Source organism: Flavobacterium sp. T50_26 (assembly GCF_057652995.1).
Window position 1 is genome coordinate 49,511 of record NZ_JBYFCC010000003.1, and the last position, 22,945, is coordinate 72,455.

At 34.0% G+C, this 22,945-nt stretch carries 17 protein-coding genes; 8 read left to right on the forward strand and 9 right to left on the reverse strand.

Annotated features, from left to right (window positions below):
• The first annotated feature begins 27 nt into the window (after positions 1 to 27).
• Together ypfJ and AC23MC_RS02445 are read left to right on the forward strand one after the other, a co-directional pair.
• Entirely contained in the window at positions 28 to 879 is an 852-nt protein-coding gene (gene ypfJ / locus AC23MC_RS02440) for a KPN_02809 family neutral zinc metallopeptidase (RefSeq protein WP_487566842.1), read from the forward strand.
• A gap of 155 nt (positions 880 to 1,034) precedes the next feature.
• Positions 1,035 to 2,390, forward strand: coding sequence for a hydroxymethylglutaryl-CoA synthase family protein (locus AC23MC_RS02445; protein ID WP_487566843.1), 1,356 nt, complete (start codon positions 1,035 to 1,037; stop codon positions 2,388 to 2,390).
• Between the two features lie 96 nt (positions 2,391 to 2,486).
• On the opposite strand, the gene tnpA is transcribed toward AC23MC_RS02445, so the two are convergent.
• Together tnpA and AC23MC_RS02455 are read right to left on the reverse strand one after the other, a co-directional pair.
• A complete protein-coding gene (gene tnpA, locus AC23MC_RS02450) occupies positions 2,487 to 2,945 on the reverse strand; it encodes an IS200/IS605 family transposase (protein WP_487566844.1) in 459 nt (152 codons plus the stop codon).
• Positions 2,946 to 3,098: 153 nt separating this feature from the next.
• Positions 3,099 to 4,634 carry a YifB family Mg chelatase-like AAA ATPase gene (locus AC23MC_RS02455; RefSeq protein ID WP_487566845.1) on the reverse strand — a complete coding sequence of 512 codons (1,536 nt, stop codon included), beginning with the start codon at positions 4,632 to 4,634 and terminating at the stop codon, positions 3,099 to 3,101.
• Positions 4,635 to 4,873: 239 nt separating this feature from the next.
• On the opposite strand from AC23MC_RS02455, the gene AC23MC_RS02460 reads away from it, so the two are divergent.
• The 5 genes from AC23MC_RS02460 to AC23MC_RS02480 all read left to right on the forward strand — a co-directional run bounded on the left by AC23MC_RS02460 (position 4,874) and on the right by AC23MC_RS02480 (position 10,186).
• Positions 4,874 to 6,079 carry a GAF domain-containing sensor histidine kinase gene (locus AC23MC_RS02460; protein WP_487566846.1) on the forward strand — a complete coding sequence of 402 codons (1,206 nt, stop codon included), beginning with the start codon at positions 4,874 to 4,876 and terminating at the stop codon, positions 6,077 to 6,079.
• 298 nt (positions 6,080 to 6,377) lie between these two features.
• Positions 6,378 to 6,812 carry a GNAT family N-acetyltransferase gene (locus AC23MC_RS02465; RefSeq protein ID WP_487566847.1) on the forward strand — a complete coding sequence of 145 codons (435 nt, stop codon included), beginning with the start codon at positions 6,378 to 6,380 and terminating at the stop codon, positions 6,810 to 6,812.
• A 5-nt stretch (positions 6,813 to 6,817) separates the two neighbouring features.
• Positions 6,818 to 7,972 carry an amidohydrolase gene (locus AC23MC_RS02470; RefSeq protein WP_487566848.1) on the forward strand — a complete coding sequence of 385 codons (1,155 nt, stop codon included), beginning with the start codon at positions 6,818 to 6,820 and terminating at the stop codon, positions 7,970 to 7,972.
• A complete protein-coding gene (alr, locus tag AC23MC_RS02475; protein ID WP_487566849.1) occupies positions 7,962 to 9,113 on the forward strand; it encodes an alanine racemase in 1,152 nt (383 codons plus the stop codon). Before AC23MC_RS02470 ends, alr begins: the two co-directional genes overlap by 11 nt.
• The gene (locus tag AC23MC_RS02480; protein ID WP_487566850.1) at positions 9,113 to 10,186 is read left to right on the forward strand and encodes an alanine/ornithine racemase family PLP-dependent enzyme; all 1,074 of its coding nucleotides are present in this window, start codon (positions 9,113 to 9,115) and stop codon (positions 10,184 to 10,186) included. The genes alr and AC23MC_RS02480 overlap by 1 nt, the downstream gene beginning before the upstream one ends.
• Positions 10,187 to 10,214: 28 nt before the next feature.
• Here the strand turns inward: AC23MC_RS02480 and AC23MC_RS02485 are convergent, their stop codons facing one another.
• The 7 genes from AC23MC_RS02485 to AC23MC_RS02515 all read right to left on the reverse strand — a co-directional run bounded on the left by AC23MC_RS02485 (position 10,215) and on the right by AC23MC_RS02515 (position 21,338).
• Positions 10,215 to 12,209, reverse strand: coding sequence for a protein-disulfide reductase DsbD family protein (locus AC23MC_RS02485; protein ID WP_487566851.1), 1,995 nt, complete (start codon positions 12,207 to 12,209; stop codon positions 10,215 to 10,217).
• On the reverse strand, positions 12,209 to 13,513 hold the full coding sequence (tilS, locus tag AC23MC_RS02490) for a tRNA lysidine(34) synthetase TilS (RefSeq protein ID WP_487566852.1): 1,305 nt from the start codon (positions 13,511 to 13,513) through the stop codon (positions 12,209 to 12,211). The genes AC23MC_RS02485 and tilS overlap by 1 nt, the downstream gene beginning before the upstream one ends.
• Before the next feature lie 13 nt (positions 13,514 to 13,526).
• Entirely contained in the window at positions 13,527 to 14,681 is a 1,155-nt protein-coding gene (locus AC23MC_RS02495) for an ATP-binding protein (protein WP_487566853.1), read from the reverse strand.
• 138 nt (positions 14,682 to 14,819) lie between these two features.
• Complete coding sequence (locus tag AC23MC_RS02500; RefSeq protein ID WP_487566854.1) at positions 14,820 to 16,112, reverse strand: anthranilate synthase component I family protein; 1,293 nt, start codon at positions 16,110 to 16,112, stop codon at positions 14,820 to 14,822.
• 13 nt (positions 16,113 to 16,125) lie between these two features.
• Entirely contained in the window at positions 16,126 to 16,665 is a 540-nt protein-coding gene (locus AC23MC_RS02505) for an NADPH-dependent FMN reductase (RefSeq protein WP_487566855.1), read from the reverse strand.
• A 132-nt stretch (positions 16,666 to 16,797) separates the two neighbouring features.
• Positions 16,798 to 18,684: a molecular chaperone DnaK gene (gene dnaK / locus AC23MC_RS02510; RefSeq protein ID WP_487566856.1), complete on the reverse strand. Its 1,887-nt coding sequence runs from the start codon at positions 18,682 to 18,684 to the stop codon at positions 16,798 to 16,800.
• 155 nt (positions 18,685 to 18,839) lie between these two features.
• Positions 18,840 to 21,338 (reverse strand): M14 family zinc carboxypeptidase, encoded by a 2,499-nt coding sequence (locus tag AC23MC_RS02515; RefSeq protein ID WP_487566857.1) that lies wholly within the window; start codon positions 21,336 to 21,338, stop codon positions 18,840 to 18,842.
• Positions 21,339 to 21,508: 170 nt separating this feature from the next.
• On the opposite strand from AC23MC_RS02515, the gene AC23MC_RS02520 reads away from it, so the two are divergent.
• A complete protein-coding gene (locus AC23MC_RS02520; protein WP_487566858.1) occupies positions 21,509 to 22,933 on the forward strand; it encodes an L-serine ammonia-lyase in 1,425 nt (474 codons plus the stop codon).
• Positions 22,934 to 22,945 lie beyond the last annotated feature (12 nt).

The window sequence follows — 22,945 nt, forward strand, 5'->3', positions numbered from 1 at the left end:
CTATAAACCAATAAATAATTTTTTTATATGAAATGGGAAGGCAGAAGACAAAGCAAAAATGTTGAAGACCGAAGAGGAATGGGAACCACCGGAAAAGTAGTTGCTGGTGGTGGATTAATCGGTATCGTTTTACTACTCATCAATCTTTTTGGAGGCGAAGGTGCCCAAAATATTGCTCCAATATTAGAACAATTACAACAGCAACAATCAACAGAAGCTCCTGCACAACCACTGAGTGCAGAGGATGAAAAAATGGGACAATTTGCATCCACCGTTTTGGCAGATACCGAAGATGTTTGGCATCGAATTTTTAAAGAAAACGGAATGACTTACAAAGAAGCCGGAATGGTATTATTTCGTGGTTCTGTGCAATCGGCTTGTGGTGGAGCAACCTCTGCTTCAGGGCCATTTTATTGTCCGGGAGATCATAAAATTTATATGGATTTAGATTTTTTTGATGAACTTCAAACACGATTTGGAGCAAAAGGTGGCGATTATGCTATTGCCTATGTAATTGCTCATGAAGTGGGTCATCACGTGCAAACTTTATTAGGTACTTCAGGAAAAGTTAGGCAATTACAACAAAACATGAGTAAAACTGAAGCCAATAAATTATCGGTTTCGTTAGAATTACAAGCCGATTTTTATGCAGGACTGTGGACACATTACAACAGTAAATATTTAGAAGAAGGTGATATCGAAGAAGCATTGAGTGCCGCTCAAGCAGTTGGAGATGATGCCATTCAAAAGAAAATGCAAGGTCATGTTGTACCTGATTCATTTACGCACGGAACTTCTGAGCAAAGAGCAAAATGGTTTGGAAAAGGATTTAAAACCGGCGACATCAAACAAGGTGACACGTTTGCAGAATTGAATTAAATTCAGTAATTGAATAAAAAATCTTCTTTTTTAAAAATATAAGTTCCCTTTTTTAAAACATTCATAATTCGCTTTAAAAAAGGGAATTTTTATGAAATGTTCAATTCATTTTGAACACCACTTTTATAAATTTGCTGTTCATAAATCTTCTTAAAATGAACGTTGGCATCGATAGTATTTCCTTTGATATTCCTAAAATACACTTACCTATTTCAACCCTTGCAAACAAGAGAAATATTGAATCGGAAAAACTCATAAAAGGGTTAGGTTTACACAAAATGAGTTTTCCCGATAAGCATCAGGATGTAGTTACTTTTGCTGCCAATGCGGGTTTAAAACTGATTCAACAGGAAAATACCAATCCATCTGAAATTGCCCGAATCTATGTTGGTTCAGAAAGTGGTGTGGATAGTTCAAAACCGATCGCTTCTTATGTTTTATCTTTATTGGAAAGTAAATTAGGCGAAGGTTCTTTTCGAAATTGTGATGTGGTCGATTTAACTTTCGCTTGTATTGGCGGTGTAGATGCATTGCAAAATTGTCTTGATTATATTCGACTAAATCCGACCAAAAAAGCGATTGTCATTGCTTCCGATAATGCGAAATATGATTTAGAATCAAGCGGAGAATATACGCAAGGTGCCGGTGCTATTGCTATTTTGATTACTTCAAATCCAAGAATTCTAACTTTTTCCGATGAAGTTGGCGTTTCCACAGAAGGTGTTTTTGACTTTTTTAAACCCAGAAGAACTTTTTCTAAATCAGACATAACAAATTCATCGGAAAATCCGGAATGGTTTGGTGTTTTAGAAAATGAAATTTCCATCTACAAAGAACAACCGGTTTTTGACGGACACTATTCTAATCAATGTTACATCAATCGAATTACGGAAGCCTACACTCATTTTAAAAAAGAAAGTCAGCAATCCGGAAAAGTCTACGAAAATTGGTCTTCCATTTTGATGCATCTACCCTACTGTTTTCAAGGAAGACGAACTTTTATTGAAATTTTCGCCAATGAAAATCCGGAATTACTTACTAATCAAATCGGCGAAACAGAAAAAGACAAACTAAAAGCATTGACCAAAAGTCCGGAATATTTGGAACTCATCAACCAAAAGATTTACCCTTCAGAAATTGCTTCCGGACAAGTTGGCAATATTTACACCGGTTCTATTTTTCTTGGTTTACTTTCCAACTTATGCTATCACGCTAAGCAAAATACAGCTTTAGAAAATAAAAAAGTTGGTTTTATTGCGTATGGAAGCGGTTCCAAATCAAAAGTTTTTGAAGCTACTGTTTGCGAAAACTGGAAATCAGTCATTTCTAAAATTCATCTCTTTGAAACCCTAGAAAATAATCATCCTATTGATTTTGAAACATACGAAAAACTGCATAAAAAAGAATTACATTATTCAGTTGTAGAACCAAAAAATGAATTTGTTTTAGCTTCAATTGAAAAAGAAAATCAGGTTTTGGTTGGAGCGAGGTATTATGAGTTTGTGGTATAAATCATCCTCGTGCAACAGCACTAAATTACATCCGACTTCAGTCGGATGAAGAAAAAACAACCCACTCTTTTCGACAGCACTAACTTTATTCCGACTTCAGTCGGATGATGCCGTAAATCCATTTTCAAAAACCCCTCTAATCTTATCATATTCCTCACCAAATGTTTTTTTAGAATGATGACTTTCTTGATTTTTGATATAATTTCTAACTCGCTTCAAAATAGATTCAGAAACTGATAATGCAAAAAATTCACTTTGCCATTCAAATCTTTTCCCTCTCAAATTCGGAAATAAATCAGGGTTTTGGTTAATCCAATACGAAGATTCACCTTTAATTAATTGCATAACCTTCTCAACACTTTGATTAATTCCCAATGAAATCAAACAATGACAATGATCTTCATAACCATTCACAAAATCAAAATGAATTCCTTTTTGTTTTGCATTTTCTTTGATATGATTCCAAACCAACTGTCTTGATTCAATTGTGTTTAGAAATGGATATCTGTTTTTTGTGCACCAGACAAAATGGATGTATATTTTTAGATAAGGCATATAATTATGATTTTGGATTTTTTATTCCTCCGACTGAAGTCGGAGGCAAGTTAGTGTTGAAGCACAGGGAATATTGATTGTGCTATTGACATTGTTTTTTGCTATTGATTTTTGCTATTGATTTTTGATATTGATTTTTGATATTGATATTGATCACCCCAACCAACCCTCTCGATCTAAACTTCGATATTGAATCGCCTCAGCAATATGATTCGGTTTGATGTTTTCTGCAGCTTCCAAATCAGCAATGGTTCGTGCCACTTTCAATATTCGGTCATACGCTCGTGCGGATAAATTCAAACGTTCCATCGCCGTTTTGAGTAAACTCAGCGAAGCGTCATCCAACACACAATATTCACGAATGTGTTTGCTTCCCATTTGAGCATTGTAATGGAGATTTTCAAAATTTTCAAATCGATTAGACTGAATTTCTCTGGCAGAAGTCACTCGTTTTCTAATTTCAACACTACTTTCTGCTTTTCTGGTTTCGGTTAATTTTTCAAACGGAACGGGATTTACTTCAATATGTATATCAATTCTATCCAAAAGCGGACCTGAAATTTTACTCAAATATCGTTGCATTTCTGCCGGAGAAGAACTTACCGGAGCATTCGGATCATTAAAATAACCACCCGGACTTGGGTTCATACTCGCAACCAACATAAACGACGAAGGATAAGTAATTGTAAACTTTGCCCTTGAAATGGTTACTTCTCTATCTTCCAACGGTTGACGCATCACCTCCAAAACTTCACGTTTAAACTCGGGCAATTCATCCAAAAATAAAACACCATTGTGAGCTAATGAAATTTCGCCCGGCTGTGGATAACTTCCACCACCAACCAAAGAAACCGAAGAAGCCGTATGATGTGGACTTCTGAACGGTCGCTGACTCATCAAACCTGCATCTTTAATTTTTCCGGCAACCGAATGAATTTTAGTAGTTTCTAACGCTTCTTTCATTGTCATTGGTGGCAAGATGCTAGGCATTCGTTTGGCTAGCATCGTTTTTCCTGAACCCGGCGGACCAATTAGAATGATGTTATGACCTCCGGCGGCGGCAATTTCCATACAACGTTTAATTCCTTCCTGACCTTTTACATCCGAAAAATCAAATTCAGGAAATTCTAATGTGCGAGAAAATTCGGTTTGAGTATCAATTACAGTGGGTTGCAAATCACCTCTTCCTTCAAAAAAATCGATGACTTGAAGTACGTTTTCAACACCATACACATCCAAACCCTCTACAATAGCAGCTTCTTTTACATTTTGAATGGGAAGAATAAATCCTTTAAAACCTTCTTCTTTCGCTTTAATGGCAATCGATAGAGCTCCTTTTATGGGTTGCAAACCTCCATCTAATGAAAGTTCGCCCATAATGACATACTGACTTAATTCTTCAGCCTTAATTTGACCTGTAGCAACCAGAATTCCAACAGCCAGTGTTAAATCATAGGCGGAACCTTCTTTTCGCAAATCGGCCGGAGCCATATTGATGGTTATTTTTTTAACAGGCAAAGAATACCCGTTATTTTTTAGAGCGGCAGCAATGCGGTAACTGCTCTCTTTTATGGCATTATCGGGCAATCCGACCAAGTGGTAGCCCACTCCTTTATCAATATTTACTTCTACTGTAATTGTGGTGGCTTCTACACCGAAAACGGCACTTCCGAATACTTTAACTAACATGGCATATAAATTTATGTATGACAAATATCACAAATTGATTATTATTAAGAAAGAATTTAGATGATTTTTTTTTTAAATTGTATCCCATCACTAAATCTGCAAAACAATCGCTTGTATTACTTAATAAAAAACAAAAAATCATTTACTATGTTAAAAAAAACGTCCATAGATTAATTTTAAAACCATACCTTGTATTTTTACGTAAATCATAGCTCCAATATGACCTTAATACACAAATTATGAATGAACTAATTTCGCAAACAGACGAAAGTCTGCGAGTAGCTGCTTTGAAAAGCTATTCCGTTTTAGATACCCAACCCGAGAAAGATTTTGATGATATTGCCGAATTGGCTTCACAAATATGTCAGGTGCCAATTTCTGCAATAACATTAATGGACAAAGACAGACAATGGTTTAAGTCTAAAATAGGTTTTGATACAATCGAAGTTCCGCGAGAAGATGCTTTTTGCACCTACATGATGAACAATGATTTGAAATCTATCGAAGTTCAAAACATGAATGAAAATATTGTTTTCACCAATAATCCATATGTTGTTGGAGATCCAAAAATTTCATTTTATGCAGGTGTTTTATTAATTGATCCGGACGGACATACATTAGGAAGTTTATGTGTATATGATCTTGAACCAAAAAAATTAAATGATTTTCAGTTAAATGCGTTAGAAAAATTAGCTAATCAAGTTATTCAATTATTAGAATTACGCAAAAAAAATACTCAGTTAGAAGAAAATAATGCTAGTTTATTATCAAAATATAATGAATTAGAACAATTTGCGAGAGTTGTTTCACATGATATAAAATCGCCTCTTAACAATATTATTTCGCTAACTAATTTATTTCAAGACGAATACGGAAATGTAATTGATGAAGCCGGAAACGAATATTTGGAATACATTTCAAAATCATCATTAGAATTGAAAAATTTTGTGGATGCTATTTTAATTTATTACAAAAGTGATACAATCAACACAGCTGAAAAAGAAGCTATCGATTGGAATTCCTTATTTAATAAAATAATTTCGATGCTTGATTCTAAAAATGAATATGAAATTACTTTGCCTTCGTATTATTCAATTGAATTCTATTCGAATAAAATGGCGATGGAACAAATTATTTCAAATTTAATCAGCAACAGTATTAAATATAATGATAAAGAAAAGGTCAAAATTGAAATTGAGTTAACCGAATTAAAATCTGAAATTTTACTTTCAATAAAAGATAATGGTATCGGAATCGCTGAATCTGATTTTGAAAAAGTCTTTTCATTCTTCACAACCTTAGGAAAAAAAGACCGATTTGATAATATTGGAACCGGAATTGGATTATCAACCGTTCAGAAAATGATTCACAAATTAGATGGTCGAATTGAATTAGAATCAGAAATTGGAAAAGGTTCAACCTTTAAATTATATTTCAAAAAATAAGTTAGTGAGTTAGTTAAAGTTAGTTTCAAAAGCCTTCTGCCATCTTTCGCAAAAGGCTTTTATTTTTTATTTCGTACCTTTGCAACCATCAAATTGATTTGTTTGGATTAACGTATTGCTATTTTCATTCATTCTACTAATCCAAATTTTTGATTTCCAACGAAGGAAATCTTCTTAAAATCAAGCAACAGTTTTATCTGTTCATCTGCCTTGGGAAAATCCCAATTACGGCATAAATAATCAAATTTAAAAAAAATATAAAAGCAATTTGTCTTTGAATTTTTAATAGAAATGAATTATGGAATTTAAACTCATTACCGCTCAAACAGGAAATCATCCAACTTATTCTCCAAAAGTTATTGCTGAATTTTTATTCACTCATCTGGAACAATATGGCGATAAAACGGAAGATATTTTGAAATGCATCGACTATGTGATGAATCCATCCAAAGGCGGCACCATCGTTATTGGTTTAGACGAAAATAAAATTGTTGGTGTCGTTATTTTGAACAACACCGGTATGAAAGATTATATTCCGGAAAATATTTTAGTTTACATCGCTGTTGATAATTCGCAACGCGGAAAAGGTTACGGAAAAAAATTAATGCAAAAAGCAATTGATTCCACCACAGGTTCCATTGCACTGCACGTTGAACCCGATAATCCGGCTTTTCATTTGTATAAAAAGTTGGGTTTTACCAACAAATATTTAGAAATGAGGTTAACCAAATAATCGTTATGGAAAATTTAAACCAACGACTGGAATCGCTTATTCGTTTTCGAAAAGAACTACATAAAAATCCTGAATTGTCAGGAAAAGAGATAGAAACTGCAAAAAGAATTGTTTCATTTTTAGAACAATATCCACCAGATGAAATGCAAACCAATGTGGGCGGAACAGGAATTATTGCTGTTTACAAAGGTGCTGAAGAAGGAAAATCAATTTTATTTCGATGTGAATTGGATGCGTTACCTATTAAAGAAACAAATTCATTTGAACATAAATCTGTAAAAAATACTATTTCGCACAAATGCGGACACGATGGTCATATGGCTATTTTGTGCGGATTGGCGAGCGAATTACATCATCAACGACCGGAAAAAGGAAACGTAATTTTATTGTTTCAACCTGCCGAAGAAAATGGTTCCGGTGCAGAAAAAGTAGCCAATGATGATAATTTTAAAAAGTACAAACCCGATTATGTTTTTGCTTTGCACAACTTACCCGGTTTTACAAAAAATCAAATTGTTGTGAAAGACGGTACTTTCTCGTGTGCTGTGAAAAGTATGATTATTCGATTAAAAGGCAAAATTGCTCATGCTGCCAAACCTGAAAATGGCATTAATCCGGCGTTGGCAATTGCATCGATTATTGAAAAATTTGATAAAAAAAATCAAATGGATAAATCGAAACCTAACTTTTCAATCCTTACTCCTATTTACATTTCGTTAGGTGAAAAAGCGTATGGAGTTTCGGCTGGGAAAGGCGAAGTTCATTTTACCATTCGTTGTCAAACAAATAGAGAAATGGAAAAACTTTCAAAAGAATTGGAAAACTTGACCAAAGAAATTGCAAAAAATCATCAATTAGAATATAAAATTAAATGGACGGAATCTTTTCAAGCCAATGAAAATAATGCTGATGCAAACAATTTCATCAAAAATGCTACAAAAATTTTAGGATTAAATGTACTTGAAAAAGATACTCCTTTTAGTTGGGGCGAAGATTTTGGATTGTTCACACAACTTTATAATGGAGCGATGTTTGGACTTGGAGCTGGAAAAGATTCTCCGGCTTTGCATCATTCGGATTATGATTTTCCGGATGAAATTATCTCAACCGGCGTAAAATTATTTCATCAAATCAGTAAAGAAATCAATAATGCACACTAATTCGGTTATAGAACTTAATTCTGATTCATATCAAAATAACTTAGTTTTTCTAAAGAAAATGTATGGCAAAAACGTCATTCTTTCTTCTGTTGTAAAAGGAAATGCGTATGGTCACGGCATTGAAGAATTTGTCACAATGGCTCGCAAATGTGGTGTTTCACATTTTTCTGTTTTTGATGTTGCCGAAGCTCAACTTGTTAAAAAACAACTTCCTAAAAAAGTCACCATCTTGATTATGGGATTTATTTCGGATGAACTGATGGAATGGGTTATTCAAAATGAAATTGAATTTTTTGTATTTGATAAAAAAAGATTAGACTCAGCCATTAAAATCAGTAAAAAATTAAACAAAAAAGCCATCGTTCACATTGAAGTTGAAACCGGAATGAATCGAACCGGTTTTGTTCAAAATGAATTAAACAGCTTAATTTCTTTACTAAAAAAAGAAGAAAATCATATCGTATTTAAAGGATTATGCACACATTTTGCAGGAGCAGAAAGTATGTCAAATTACTTTAGAGTGAAACAACAAATTGAGCGATTTGAAAAAATATATGCTTTTTTCTGTGTGAAAAATTTAATCCCAAAAATAAAACATTCTGCTTGTTCAGCTGCTTCAATTATGTTTCCGGAAACCAGAATGGATATGGTTCGCATCGGAATTATGCAATATGGATTATGGCCAAGTCCTGAAGTTTTTGCCAGTTATATTTCCTCCAAAAAGAAGAAAATTGATCCTTTAAAACGAGTAATCTCGTGGAAAAGTCAAGTGATGAGTATAAAAAAAATTGATGCTTGCGAATTCATTGGCTACGGCACAAGTTTTATGGCGAAAGAAAAAATGAAAATTGCCACCATTCCAATTGGTTATGCTCACGGTTACAGTCGTTCACTGAGCAACAAAGGTCGAGTTATCATCAATCAGCATCGATGTATTGTGGTTGGAACGGTCAATATGAATATGATGCTCGTGGATGTATCAGATATTCCTTCCATCCAAATTGGCGATGAAGTAATTCTCATCGGAAGCCAAGAAAAAATTGATGTTTCGGTTGCTTCGTTTAGTGAAAACAGTAATCAATTGAATTATGAATTACTGACGAGAATTTCAAAATCAATTCCCAGAAAAATTTTAATATAATGGCATTTATCAAATTATATCGATCAAAACTTCAAGAAAATTATAGTTTTCTGGACGATTTATTTAAATCCAGAAATATAGAATGGGGTGTTGTTTCCAAATTATTGTGTGGAAATGTAATCTATTTGAAAGAGTTAATTGCTCTTGGTGCAACTGAAATTCACGATTCTAGAATCAGTAATTTAAAAAAAGTTAAAAAACTAAATCCATCAATTCAAACCGTTTACATCAAACCGCCGGCAAAGTTAAGTATCAAACGAATTGTTGAATTTGCCGATGTGAGTTTTAACACCGAAATTTTCACCATCAAACTACTTTCAGAAGAAGCAATTAGACAAAATAAAATCCATAAAATCATTATTATGATTGAAATGGGCGATTTACGTGAAGGTGTGATGGGAGAAGAATTAATCCAATTTTATGGCGAAGTTTTGCAAATGCCAAACATCGAAGTTCGCGGAATTGGAACTAACTTAAATTGTTTGAGTGGTGTGATGCCAACGCAAGACAAATTGATTCAGCTGAGTTTATACAAACAATTGATTGAAGCCAAATTCAACGTTTCTATTCCTTGGGTTTCGGGCGGAACTTCGGTGGCAGTTCCTTTGATTTTAAAGAATGCAAGACCGATGGCGGTGAATCATTTTAGAATTGGTGAAGCTCTATTTTTTGGGAAAGATTTATTTACGGGAGATACCATTGAAAATATGCATAACGATGTATTTAAATTGTATGCCGAAATCATTGAAATCACTCAAAAACCGAATGTTCCTGATGGTGAATTAGGCGAAAATGTAGCTGGAAATTCATTTTCAATTGCAAACATTGACGATTTAGGCGGAACATCACTTCGAGCCATATTAGACATTGGTTTATTAGATATGCAACCTCAATATTTGGAGACTGAAGATGAAAATATCACTATCGTGGATGCAAGTTCGGATATGCTGGTCGTTGATATTTCAAATTCTGAAAATCACTATTCTGTTGGCGATTTAATCTCTTTTAAAGTGAGATACATGGGAGCTTTACAACTTTTGAATTCTGATTATATTGAAAAAATAGTTGATTAAAAAAAGGAGCTTTTTAGGCTCCTTCTTATTATTTTACAAACTTGTCAATTCCGTTTCGCAACCATTTTTCATATAAATCGATGTCAGGATCATAACTCGCCGGTTCATCTGAAATTGTGTTTCCATCTGTATCCAAAATCAAATAATATGGTTGAGCATTGGCTTTGTATTTGGTAATTTGAAAATCACTCCATTTATTACCAATTGTTTTGATTTTTTTACCTGTTTCTTTAGAAACATATTTTTCGTTTTCGGCTAATTCTTTTTTGTCATCAACATATAAAGAAATTAAAACCACTTCATTTTTCAAGATTGAAAGAATCTTTGTATCAGACCAAACATAATCTTCCATCTTACGGCAATTGACACAAGCGTATCCTGTAAAGTCAAGTAAAATGGGTTTGTTAACTTCTTTTGCATAAGCCAAACCATATTTATAATCGTGAAAAGCCATAATTCCGTGCGGTCCGGAATGTGCTCCTTTTGGCAAAGCTCCTAATTCTGATGAAATTCCAATGCCACCAAATCCATTTGGACTCTCACTGTAATGTAAAGGTGGCGGAAAACCGGAAATTATCTTTAACGGAGCACCCCAAAGTCCTTGAATCATATAAATTGTAAAACTCAACACAAACAATCCCATAAATAATCTTCCTACGGAAATATGTGTGAGTGGGCTATCGTGCGGTAACGTCAATTTACCAAATAAATACAATGCCCAAGCTCCAAATACGGCAATCCAAATCGCTAAAAAGGTTTCTCTTTCAAACCAATGTAATTGTAAAACCAAATCGGCATTTGATAAAAATTTAAACGCAAAAGCTAATTCTAAAAAACCAAGTGACACTTTTACGGTATTTAACCATCCACCTGATTTTGGTAAGGAATTCATCCAACCCGGAAATAATGCGAACAACATAAATGGTAAAGCAATGGCTGATGAAAAGCCTAACATCCCCACAATTGGAGCAATTCCGCCTTTGGAAGCGGCTTCCACAATCAGCGTTCCAACAATTGGTCCGGTACAAGAAAATGATACGATTGCTAACGCTAATGCCATAAAAAAGATACCAATGATTCCTCCTCTATCCGCTTGACGATCTACTTTATTGGCCCAAGAATTTGGTAAAACGATTTCAAAAGCTCCTAAAAATGACGCAGCAAAAAAGACTAATAATCCGAAGAAAATGACGTTAAATGCTACGCTAGTTGATAACTCATTTAATGAATCAGCTCCAAAAATTGCTGTGATAGCGGAACCTAACGTTACATAAATTACAATAATTGAAAGTCCGTAGAATATGGCATTCTTAATTCCTTTCGACCTGTCTTTACTTTGTTTTGTAAAAAAACTCACTGTCATTGGAATCATAGGAAAAACACAAGGAGTTAACAAGGCCGCAAAACCAGAGAAAAAAGCGATAATGAATATGGTCCAAAGACCTTTTTGCTCTTCTTTTTTTGTTTCCTTATCAATTTCTGTCTTTAATTCTTTTGAGGCTAATTTTTCTTTTGCATCATCATTTGTTGCAGAAAGTGTATCAACAGGTTCAATAGCAACTGCAGCTCCTTCTTTCAAAGGTAATTTAAATTCAAAATTCTTAAACTGCTGAATACATTGTTCCAAACAAGCTTGGTATTCTACCTCAACTTTTATTGATTTTAAAGCAGGATTTGTCACTTTTACCAATTGCTGAAACTGAGCAGAATTTTCAAACATATATTCATCTACTTCAAAAACATCGCTGTAAACTTTTTTATATTTACTTTCTGTTGTTTTTCCGATAAGTTGATAATTATTTTTTACATCTTCATAAATGAAAACCGAAGGTAATGAACCACCATCCGGCGTAAATTGTGAAAAAATGTGCCAATCTTTCTCTATTGTTGCATCAAATTTTAATAGAAATTCCGTCTCCGATTTTTGTTCGATGGACGTTTTCCATTTTACCGGATCTAAAATTTGTGCTTGCGTAATGGTGATTACAAAAAAGGAGAGTAGCGTAAAAAATAAATTCTTCATTATACTAATTGAATTTTTATGATAGTTTGTGTGTTTTCGGTTACTTTAAATCGGTCGTCCATTCGCTTTCCAACAAGCCAAACAACTTGATTTTCAGAGCATAAAAGCCAAGCATTTTTTTTATCGATGATGGAAAATTTTTCGTCTTTAAAAAATTTACTCAACTTCTTTTTTCCATTCATTCCAAAAGGGTAAAAATAATCACCTTCTTGCCATTTTCGAAGTTTTAAAGGAAACTTTAACGCATCTGCATCAACAAAGATAGTTTTTGAATCGGATATAGTTATGTCACTTACATTACAAAACCGCAATTTTAAGGGAAAATTAAGTTCAGACTGATTTTCATTAATCAAATATTCATCAAAAATTTTATCAGATTTTGGTTCAATAATCAGTGTTTCTCTATCTTTCACTAATCTGAAATGCTCCGAAAAAATTTGTTTTCCCGATTGAGATTCCACTAAATCATAAATGTCTGGCCAAGCTGAAAATCCGAAAGGCATCAACCACTGATACAAATACGCTTGATAATTAGGAAGTTGCAACAATTCATTTAAATTAATTATCTTCTGATTATCAAGATCTTGCACTACTTTTCGATACACAATTCGCGAAGCATCATCCACCATCGATTGAGCTTGATTGAGGTTTTGAATGGTATTTTCAAATGAATCTAAAAAACTCGGATTCAATTCTTTTAAAATCGGAACAACGTGATGACGGATTTTATTCCGAATATATTTATCAGAAGCATTACTGGAATCTTCTCTCCATTTCAACTGATTTTCGTTTGCAAAAGTTTCAATTTCTGCTCTGGAAAAAAACAATAAAGGACGAATTATTTTATCATTTTGGGATGGAATTCCGCCTAATCCATCCAAACCGGTTCCACGAGAAAAATTGATTAGAAACGTTTCCAATTGATCGTCTAAATGATGAGCGATGGCAACAAAATCGAAATTTTCAGTGACTAATAATTCATAAAACCATTCGTATCGCAACTTTCTAGCTGCGACTTGAATCGATAATTTTTCATCATAGGCAAATTGCTTTGTATCAAATTTTTGAAAAAATCCTTGAATGGAATTTTCTTGGCAAAAGGATTTCACAAAATCTTCATCTTCATCACTTTCGTCACTGCGAAGTTGAAAATTGCAGTGAGCAACAGCAAATTCTATTTTCGTTTTTGAAATTAAATGTAACAAAACCATACTATCCAAACCGCCACTGACCGCGATTAGAATTTTCGCCTTTTGAAGAAAAGGAAAATTAATGTCGATATTTTTTTGGAATTTGGATAACATTTTTCAAAAGTACTTATTTCATTTGATTCCACGAAAGTACGTTAACATTTGTTCGTTTTTGATTATCATCTCCGGCATAAACCAAACTTTTTGACTTAATTTCATCTTTGGCTAAGTTCTCAAAATATGTAATTTCCTTAAATAAATCGGTTGTAACTGTTTTGGTTGATTTAATTTCGATCACATTCAACAAATCATCATCTTGACGAATCAAATCTACTTCGTGACCATTGGAATCTCTCCAAAACCACAATTCTTCCATTTTATTTTGATGAAAATTTTGCTTAACATATTCGCCAACAATCATATTTTCAAATAAATTTCCTTTGTATGAATTAAATTTTATTTGATCGGTATCTTTTATTTTCAACAAATGACAGAGTAAACCAGTATCATAAAAATATATCTTCGGACTTTTGATGACGCGTTTATCAAAATTTTTATGGTAGGGTTGCAACAAAAAAATGATGTAACTACTTTCTAATAATGAAATCCAAGCTTTTGCTGTGGGTTGCGTAATTCCACATTCGGTTGCCAATGAGTTTAAGTTCAATAACTGTCCGGCACGAGAAGCACACAAACTCAAAAAAACACGAAAAGTTCGCATATCACGAATGTTTACTAACTCAGTAATATCTCGTTCTACATAGGTTTGAATATAATTTGAATAAAACACTTGCGACGGAATTGAACGGTCATAAATTGCAGGATAAAATCCTTTTAACATCGCTTTGGTGTAATCATCTTCCATTAAATTCGCTGAATGGAGTTCGCCAAAATCAAAAGGTAACAACTTAAAAAGAGCAACTCGACCGGCTAAACTTTGTGTGATATTCTTCATCAAATGAAAATTTTGCGAACCCGACAAAATGAATTGTCCCATAATTTTTTTCTCGTCAACAATCGTTTGTAAATAAGAAAACAATTGTGGCACTCGTTGTACCTCATCAAAAATGCAAAATTGACTATACTTTTCAAAAAAACCATTTGGATCATTTTCAGCAAAAGCTCTTAAATCCGGATTTTCTAAGCTTAAATAGGTATAATCGTGAAAAAGTTCTTTTAATAAAGTTGTTTTTCCAGATTGTCTAGGCCCGGTTAAAGCTAGAATTGGATATTTCGTTTTATATATTTTTAGTTGTTCAATTATTTTTCTATTTACAGGCATAAAACTCTAATTATAAAACAAATATATAAATTTATTTTGAAGATACAAATACTTTATTTTGAAATTACATAAAATTTATTTTGAAATTACATAGATTTTATTTTGAAAATACATAAAATTTAATTTGAAATCGCATAACTAATTCAGCACCTCAAACATTGCCTTTGCTTTCAACAAACATTCTTCATATTCGCGTTCCGGAGTTGCTTCGGAAGTAATGGCACTTCCCACGGAAAAAGACAAATATTGATTTTTTGAATTGTATAAAATACTTCGAATTACAACATTAAAATCAAAATCTCCTTCAGGAGAAAAATAGCCGATTGCTCCGCTGTATAAACCACGTTTTGTTTCTTCCAACTCTTCGATGATTTTCATTGCCGAAATTTTAGGAGCACCGGTCATACTTCCCATTGGGAAAGTAGTTTTGATAATTTCAATCGGAGAAGTCGTATTTTCTACTTGAGAAATAACTGTAGAAATTAGTTGGTGGACTTGTTTAAACGTATAAATTTGGCATAATTCCTCTACTTCTACCGAACCTTTTGTGGCAGTTTTGGATAAATCATTTCGAACCAAATCGACAATCATAATGTTTTCGGCACGTTCCTTAGGATTTACGGCTAATTCGGCTTTGGATTGTTCGTCTAATTCAATATCAAAAACACGACGGGCTGTTCCTTTAATGGGTTGTGAAATAATTTTAGTTCCTTCCTTTTTTAGATATCTTTCAGGCGAAGCAGAAAGTAAAAACTGATGATTATTCTTGAAATAAACGGCAAAAGGTGGTTGTGAAATGGCGTTGAGCTTTTGATAAATTTCAATCGGATTAATTGTTGTGTCTTTGGCAAAAAATTCCATACAAAAATTGGCTTCATAAATGTCGCCGTGATGAATTTTTTCAAGCATTTTAGAAACTTTTTGAAGATAGGCTTCTTTTGAAATGCGTTGCTGGATTTTAATCTCTGGCAAAGTCGCAAAGTCGCAAATTGAATTCGTAGTAATAATTGCGGAAAAATCGTCATCCATTTCATCATCACATAAATTCAAATACTGTATTTCAACTTGATTATCTTTCAAAAAAAACAACTTTTTAGGTTGAAAGAAAAACAAATCCGGAAATTCTAAACCGTCAAAGTTCTTAGATTTTAAAGCTTCTGTATCATTTTTTAAATCATACGACAAATAGCCGAACAACCAATCTTTGGTATGAGTTTGGTATTGATGTAAGTCTTCAAACGCGTTGAAATAATCGGTTTTGATGGAAGTAAAAGCATCCACGGCCAAAACCGCATCATGATTAGAATAGTTTTGATGATAATTATTGGTATCCAAAAAAACAACTTCTCTGAACTGATTACCCCAAATCAACAATTTTTGTTTGAAGATTTCAGGATTTTCAACAGAAAAGACTTTTGATGTTCTTAGCATTTTTGAATGAAAATTATTTTAATGCTATTTCAAATTGATGAAGTTTCTCTAAAATTTCATTTTTAATTTCATCGTTGGTGATTTTCGTTTCTTCAATAGAAAAATTTTCTTTGAATGATGGAAGAGAATACGTATCAACTATTTCTGCACCAAAACGTGGAAGCATATTTTTAGTTACTTCCAATGAACCTACTCCGCCGCGAGCACCGTTTGAAGTGCTTAATAAAAATATTTTCTTTCCTTCTAAAAATTTTCTATCTAAACGCGACAACCAATCGATCACATTTTTAAAAAAAGCTGATGGATTTCCGTTGTGTTCATTCACTGAAATTAACAAACCTTCAGAAGCTTGAATATGTTTATAAATTTGATTAATTGACGATGGAAAACCATTGTCTCGTTGTTCGTCTTCACTATAAACGATTAAATCCATGTCGGATAATTTAAACAATTCAAACGAAGTTTCTCTTAATTGCGTAGTTAAATAAGTTACTAATTGATGATTTATTGAAGTGGAAGAATTGCTTCCTGCAAAGGCTAAAATGGTTGACATAAAATTAGTTTTTGTAAAGGTATGAAAGAAATAAATTCCATTCAAATTAAAGTTTCTATAATAATTTTGAGTAAAAAAATAAAAAAAACCGAGCTATTACTAACTCGGTTTCTATATAAATTTGAATGTGAATTACTTCACTTCTTCAAAATCAACATCTTGTGTTTGATCTCCACTTGCATCGGCTTGCGGCTGAGCTTGTTGAGCACCTTGATTGTCTTGTGATTTATACATTTCTTCTGAAGCATTTTTCCACGCTTCATTGATTTTGTCTAATGCAGGTTGAATTGTTGCGATGTCTTTTGTTTCATACGCAGCTTTCAACTCGCTTAACGCAGCTTCAATTGGTTGCTTGTTCGCATCTGACAATTTATCGCCGTATTCTTTTAATTGACTTTCAGTTTGGAAAATCATTCCGTCTGCTTCGTTCAATTTATCCACTCTTTCTTTTGCGATTTTATCAGCTTCTGCATTGATTTCTGCTTCTTTTTTCATTCTTTCGATTTCTTCCGGCGTTAATCCTGAAGAAGCTTCGATACGAATATCGTGCGATTTTCCGGTTCCTTTATCTGTTGCAGAAACTTTGATGATACCATTCGCATCAATGTCAAACGTTACTTCAATTTGTGGAACACCTCTTGGAGCCGGCGGAATTCCGTCTAAATGGAAACGACCAATTGTTTTGTTGTCATTTGCCATTGGTCTTTCTCCTTGCAACACGTGAATTTCAACCGATGGTTGGTTATCCGCAGCTGTAGAGAAAACTTGTGATTTTTTGGTTGGAATGGTTGTGTTCGACTCAATTAATTTTGTCATTACACTTCCCATTGTTTCAATTCCTAATGATAAAGGCGTAACGTCTAATAACAATACATCTTTTACATCACCACTTAAAACACCACCTTGAATAGCAGCACCAATTGCCACAACCTCATCAGGATTTACACCTTTTGATGGTTTTTTACCAAAATATTTTTCAACTTGTTCTTGGATGATTGGAATTCTTGTTGAACCTCCAACTAAGATTACTTCGTCGATATCTGAAGTTGATAAACCAGCATCTTTTAATGCTTTTACAACCGGTTCCATTGAACGTTTTACTAAACTTTCTGCCAATTGCTCAAATTTAGCTCTCGTTAATGATTTTACCAAGTGTTTTGGTCCACTAGCTGTAGCCGTAACATAAGGCAAGTTGATTTCTGTTTGTGTAGAAGATGATAATTCGATCTTCGCTTTTTCAGCAGCTTCTTTCAAACGTTGCAAAGCCATTGGATCTTTACGTAAATCGATACCTTCTTCGCTGTTGAATTCATTTGCCAACCAATCGATGATTACTTGGTCAAAATCGTCTCCACCTAAATGAGTATCTCCGTTAGTTGATAATACTTCAAAAACACCATCACCTAATTCAAGTACAGAAATATCAAATGTACCTCCACCTAAATCGTAAACGGCAATTTTTTGATCTTTTCCGGCTTTATCCAAACCATACGCTAATGCAGCAGCAGTTGGTTCGTTGATGATTCTCATTACTTTTAAACCGGCAATTTCACCCGCTTCTTTCGTTGCTTGACGTTGAGCATCGTTAAAATAAGCTGGAACAGTGATAACCGCTTCGGTTACTGTTTGACCTAAATAATCCTCAGCCGTTTTTTTCATTTTTTGAAGTGTCATTGCTGACAATTCTTGTGGTGTGTACAAACGACCATCAATATCTACACGTGGCGTATCGTTGTCACCTTTTACCACTTTATACGCTACATTTCCAGCCTCTTTTGCACTTTCAGTATATTTATTACCCATAAAACGTTTGATAGACGCAATGGTTTTGGTTGGATTAGTTACTGCTTGTCTCTTGGCAGGGTCACCTACTTTGATTTCACCACCGTCAACAAATGCAATAACAGATGGCGTAGTTCTTTTACCTTCAGCATTTGCAATTACTACCGGTTCTCCACCTTCCATTACGGATACACAAGAGTTGGTAGTTCCTAAATCGATTCCAATTATTTTACTCATAATTTTTTAATTTGTATGTCTTGTTTTTAAATTCGTTTTTCAAAACTTGATTTGCAAATGACAAGGATTATGCCAAGCCCGAAAACTCAAAAAAAATGTCATATTTTGACTGACGTATCAGAAAAAATATGACATTATGACATTATTGTAGCGTTTTACTCCACCAAAAACAACGCATTACTAAACAACAAATTTCCATTTTCCCAAAATCCTCTAAAAAGCGGATTATCAATCATATAAATTACTTTTCCGTTTCCGTGATAATCAACAGCAAACGAAACGGTTTCTTGTAGTGTCTTCTTTAATTTGTTTCCAATGAATCCAAAACTTTGGTAATTTTTAGGAATATAAATTACATTCTGAGCCCCTTTTAAAAGTTTATAATTAGATTGTGTTGTTTTTAAACTAAAATATTTCTCACCTAATCCGAATGTTAAAGGATGCGAACTGTCAATATTATTTTCAATAATTGCTCCAGGAATATAACCGGAAATCGAACGTCTTTCATTATTTTCATAATCCAAAAAACGATCGGCAAGCTCTGCTTCTTCCTGCATTTTTTTGGCTTCATTCTTTTCTTCGTCGGTAGCAAATTTCGTTAAATGATACCCTTCTCTGTCTTCAAATTGCGTAACCGCTTCGCCAATTGCAATTACTTTTCCGCCATTGGAAACAAAACTATCTATCTCTTTTTTTTGATTATCGGAAAGTCCATACCAGCCTTCTGCCAAAATTAATGTATTGTAATCTGTCCATTTAATTCGATTAAAATGCTGCACTTCCACGATACTCATTGGATATTCAATCACTTGATCCATAAAAAACCAAACTTGTCCGAAGTCGATATTGCTCACTCCGCTTCCTCCTAAAACCAATACTTTTGGTGTTTTTAACAACGGATAATTCTCTCCACCTAAATCTCCTCCTTGTTTGGAAAAACCACTTTCAAGAGCAACATAATCATATTTTTCTTGTATTAAACCCTCTATTGTCTCTTCAAAATTCTGAACTTTAGAATTGTCTCCTTTAGTTACAATCAAACCTCCTCTTTCTACTTTTAAGTCTCCAAAATAAACTTCTTTTCTCGCCGAACGAACTTTGATATTTCCTTGATGCAATAAACTCAACACACGAGCTGAACTTCTGTTATTCCAAGGAATATAATACGCATAAGCATTTGCAACTTTCGCTGGTGGACTGACATCTAACCTTGTTTTTGTTTTAACAGGTAAATTTCCTTTCACGCCAAAACTTTCCACGCCATACGCCAATGGCAACGACCAAGCTGTAATGTCATACGACAAACTATCGGTTAATTTATGATGTGGTTCAAATAAAACTTGCGTTAAAACCGCTCTTGGTTGATCTACTTTGATGATTAAATCATTCGGTTCAATAGTAAATGATTTCTCTTTGTTGGATTGATAATGATAACCTGAAAGCTTCTTCGTTTCATCGGCAAACGCAGTTTCAATTCGGTTTCGATTCAGTAAAACTGAAAGTTCTAAATTTTTTGGACTATTTTTTACGATGTACGTTTGGTATTTTCCTTTTGGTTTGGTTCGATTATCTTTAAAATAAGCTCTAAATTCTTTCGTCAAAACATCTTTTTGAACATTCGAAAGTTCAACCACAGTTAGAATTGCTTTGGTATGATGATTTATTCTGTCTTGCAAAGTAAGAACATCTCCATTTTTTAATAAAACAGCTCTTCCTGCACCAATTCCGCCCTGTTCGTAAGTCATTCCAACCGCTCCATTATAGCAAGGATAGGTATCGCCATAACTCGGATAAAACAAATCAAATCGTTCACCGGAATAATACATCCAACCTTCTTTATCAAATTTTTTAGAAGTAATCTCCCCTATTTTTTTGTGAAAATCCCGTTGAAATGGAGCAATTTGTTCGTGATACGGTTCTGCAGCAGGTGGGAAAAAGTATGGTTCATTATAACCCATTTCGTGCACATCGGCGTGAACCATCGGCATCCATTGATGATACAAATCCATTCGCAATTGCGTTTCCAATTGTGTTTGCCAAGCCCAATCGCGGTTTAAATCATACACATAATGATTTTGTCTTCCGCCCGGCCAAGGTTCCATATGCTCTCGGTCTGAAACTCCGGGATGTGTTTTCTTGCCGGAAACGTCACGAAGCCAATTGGCATAACGCGAAAAACCATCCGGGTTTAAACAAGGGTCTAAAATAACAATAATGTCTTCTAACCACTTTTTTGTTTCTTTATTATTTGGGTTTACTAATTCATAAGCCACTGATAATGCACTTTCTATCGCTCCAATTTCATTTCCGTGCACATTAAAACTCAACCAAACAATGGTTTTTGATTTTGAATTATTTTTGGTTGGAAAAAGTCCGATTTCATGCAAATGATTTTTTCGGATTTCTTCTAAGTTTTTTAAATTTTCAGGTGTTGAAATATAATAGGCATTCAAATTTCTTTCCTGCGTTGTTTCACCATATTTCTGATGCTGAATCCAATCTGAATTTTTAACTAATTGATCAAAATAAGCTTCCACTTGATGATAATAGGTCACTTGCTTTCCATAATTCGGTAAAAATTCTGAAGGTGATTTGGGTTGCGAAAATCCAATTAAACAGACAAAAAATAGAAGTAGGTTGAAACATCGATTCATTTTAAAAAAAATTAGAAGTCAAATATAGTTTATTTTTTGAACGGTTGAACTGAAAACTTAATTCACAAACTAATAAATAAAAGTTAATTATTCAATTCTATTTTTAAGAAAGTCGTTTGAATAAGCAATAAACAAAACACTATATTTGCCTTCACTAAATCGTTTGCGTTATGGAAGAATGTATTTCTGTTTTTGATATGCTTAAAATTGGTGTTGGACCATCGAGTTCGCACACGCTCGGACCGTGGAGAGCTGCCGAACGTTTTTTAGCCGAATGCAGAGAAGAAAACCTTCTGAATCAATCCATTAGAGTCAAAGTTGATTTATATGGTTCTCTTTCCTTAACGGGAAAAGGCCACGCCACCGACTTAGCAGTCATTTTAGGATTAAGCGGTCAAGATCCGGAAACCATTCCGATTGCTGACATTGATGGGATTGTTCAATCGGTAAAAACTTCTAAAAAAATTAATTTAGGAAATGAAATTCTTCTGGATTTTGACTTTGAAAGTGATATTATTTTCAATCGAAATTTTCTTCCTTTTCATGCCAATGGGTTAACTTTTACTTTATTTACTAATGATAAAGAATTTAGTGAAACCTATTATTCAATTGGTGGCGGATTTGTGGTGAAAGAAGAACGAACAAATGCGAAGAAGAAATTAGAAATAAAATGTGCCTTCCCCTATCCTATTCAAAAAGCAGATGAATTATTAGACTATTGCAAAAAAGAAAATAAATCGATTTCTGAAATTGTCTATGAAAATGAAAAATCGATGCGTTCCGAAGAAGAAATTAACCTCGAGTTAATGCGAATTTGGCATACGATGTTAGAATGCATTTACATAGGTTGTCACTCCGAAGGAATTTTGCCCGGAGGATTAAATGTTCGCCGAAGAGCGTTTGATATGCACGAAGGTTTGAAAGGAACAATCCCGTATTCAAATCCACAGGAATGGCTGGAAACCATCAGAAAAACTGAAGTTAAGTTTCGTCAAATTCTAAAATGGGTAAGCTGTTTTGCCTTGGCGGTGAATGAAGTAAATGCCGCTTTAGGTCGTGTTGTAACCGCACCAACCAATGGAAGTGCCGGTGTAATTCCAGCCGTTTTAATGTATTATTTAGTGATTGAAAATCATCAAGCCGGAGAAAAAGAAATCAAACAATTTTTATTGGTTGCCGGAGAAATTGGCAGTATTTTCAAAAAAGGAGCTACAATTTCTGCTGCAATGGGCGGATGTCAAGCGGAAATTGGCGTTTCAAGTGCGATGGCAGCAGCAGCATTATGTGAATTGATGGGTGGAACGCCTGCTCAAGTGACAATGGCTGCCGAAATTGCAATGGAACATCATTTAGGAATGACTTGCGATCCGATTGGCGGATTGGTTCAAATTCCGTGTATCGAACGCAATACGATGGGTGCGATAAAAGCGATTAATGCAGCTGAATTAGCTCTGGAAACCGATGCAAACAACGCGAAAGTTCCGTTAGATAAAGTAATCAATACGATGTGGGAAACCGCCAAAGATATGAACTCCAAATACAAAGAAACCAGTGAAGGTGGATTGGCGGTTGGGGTTAATTTGGCCGATTGTTAGTTAACTTATTTC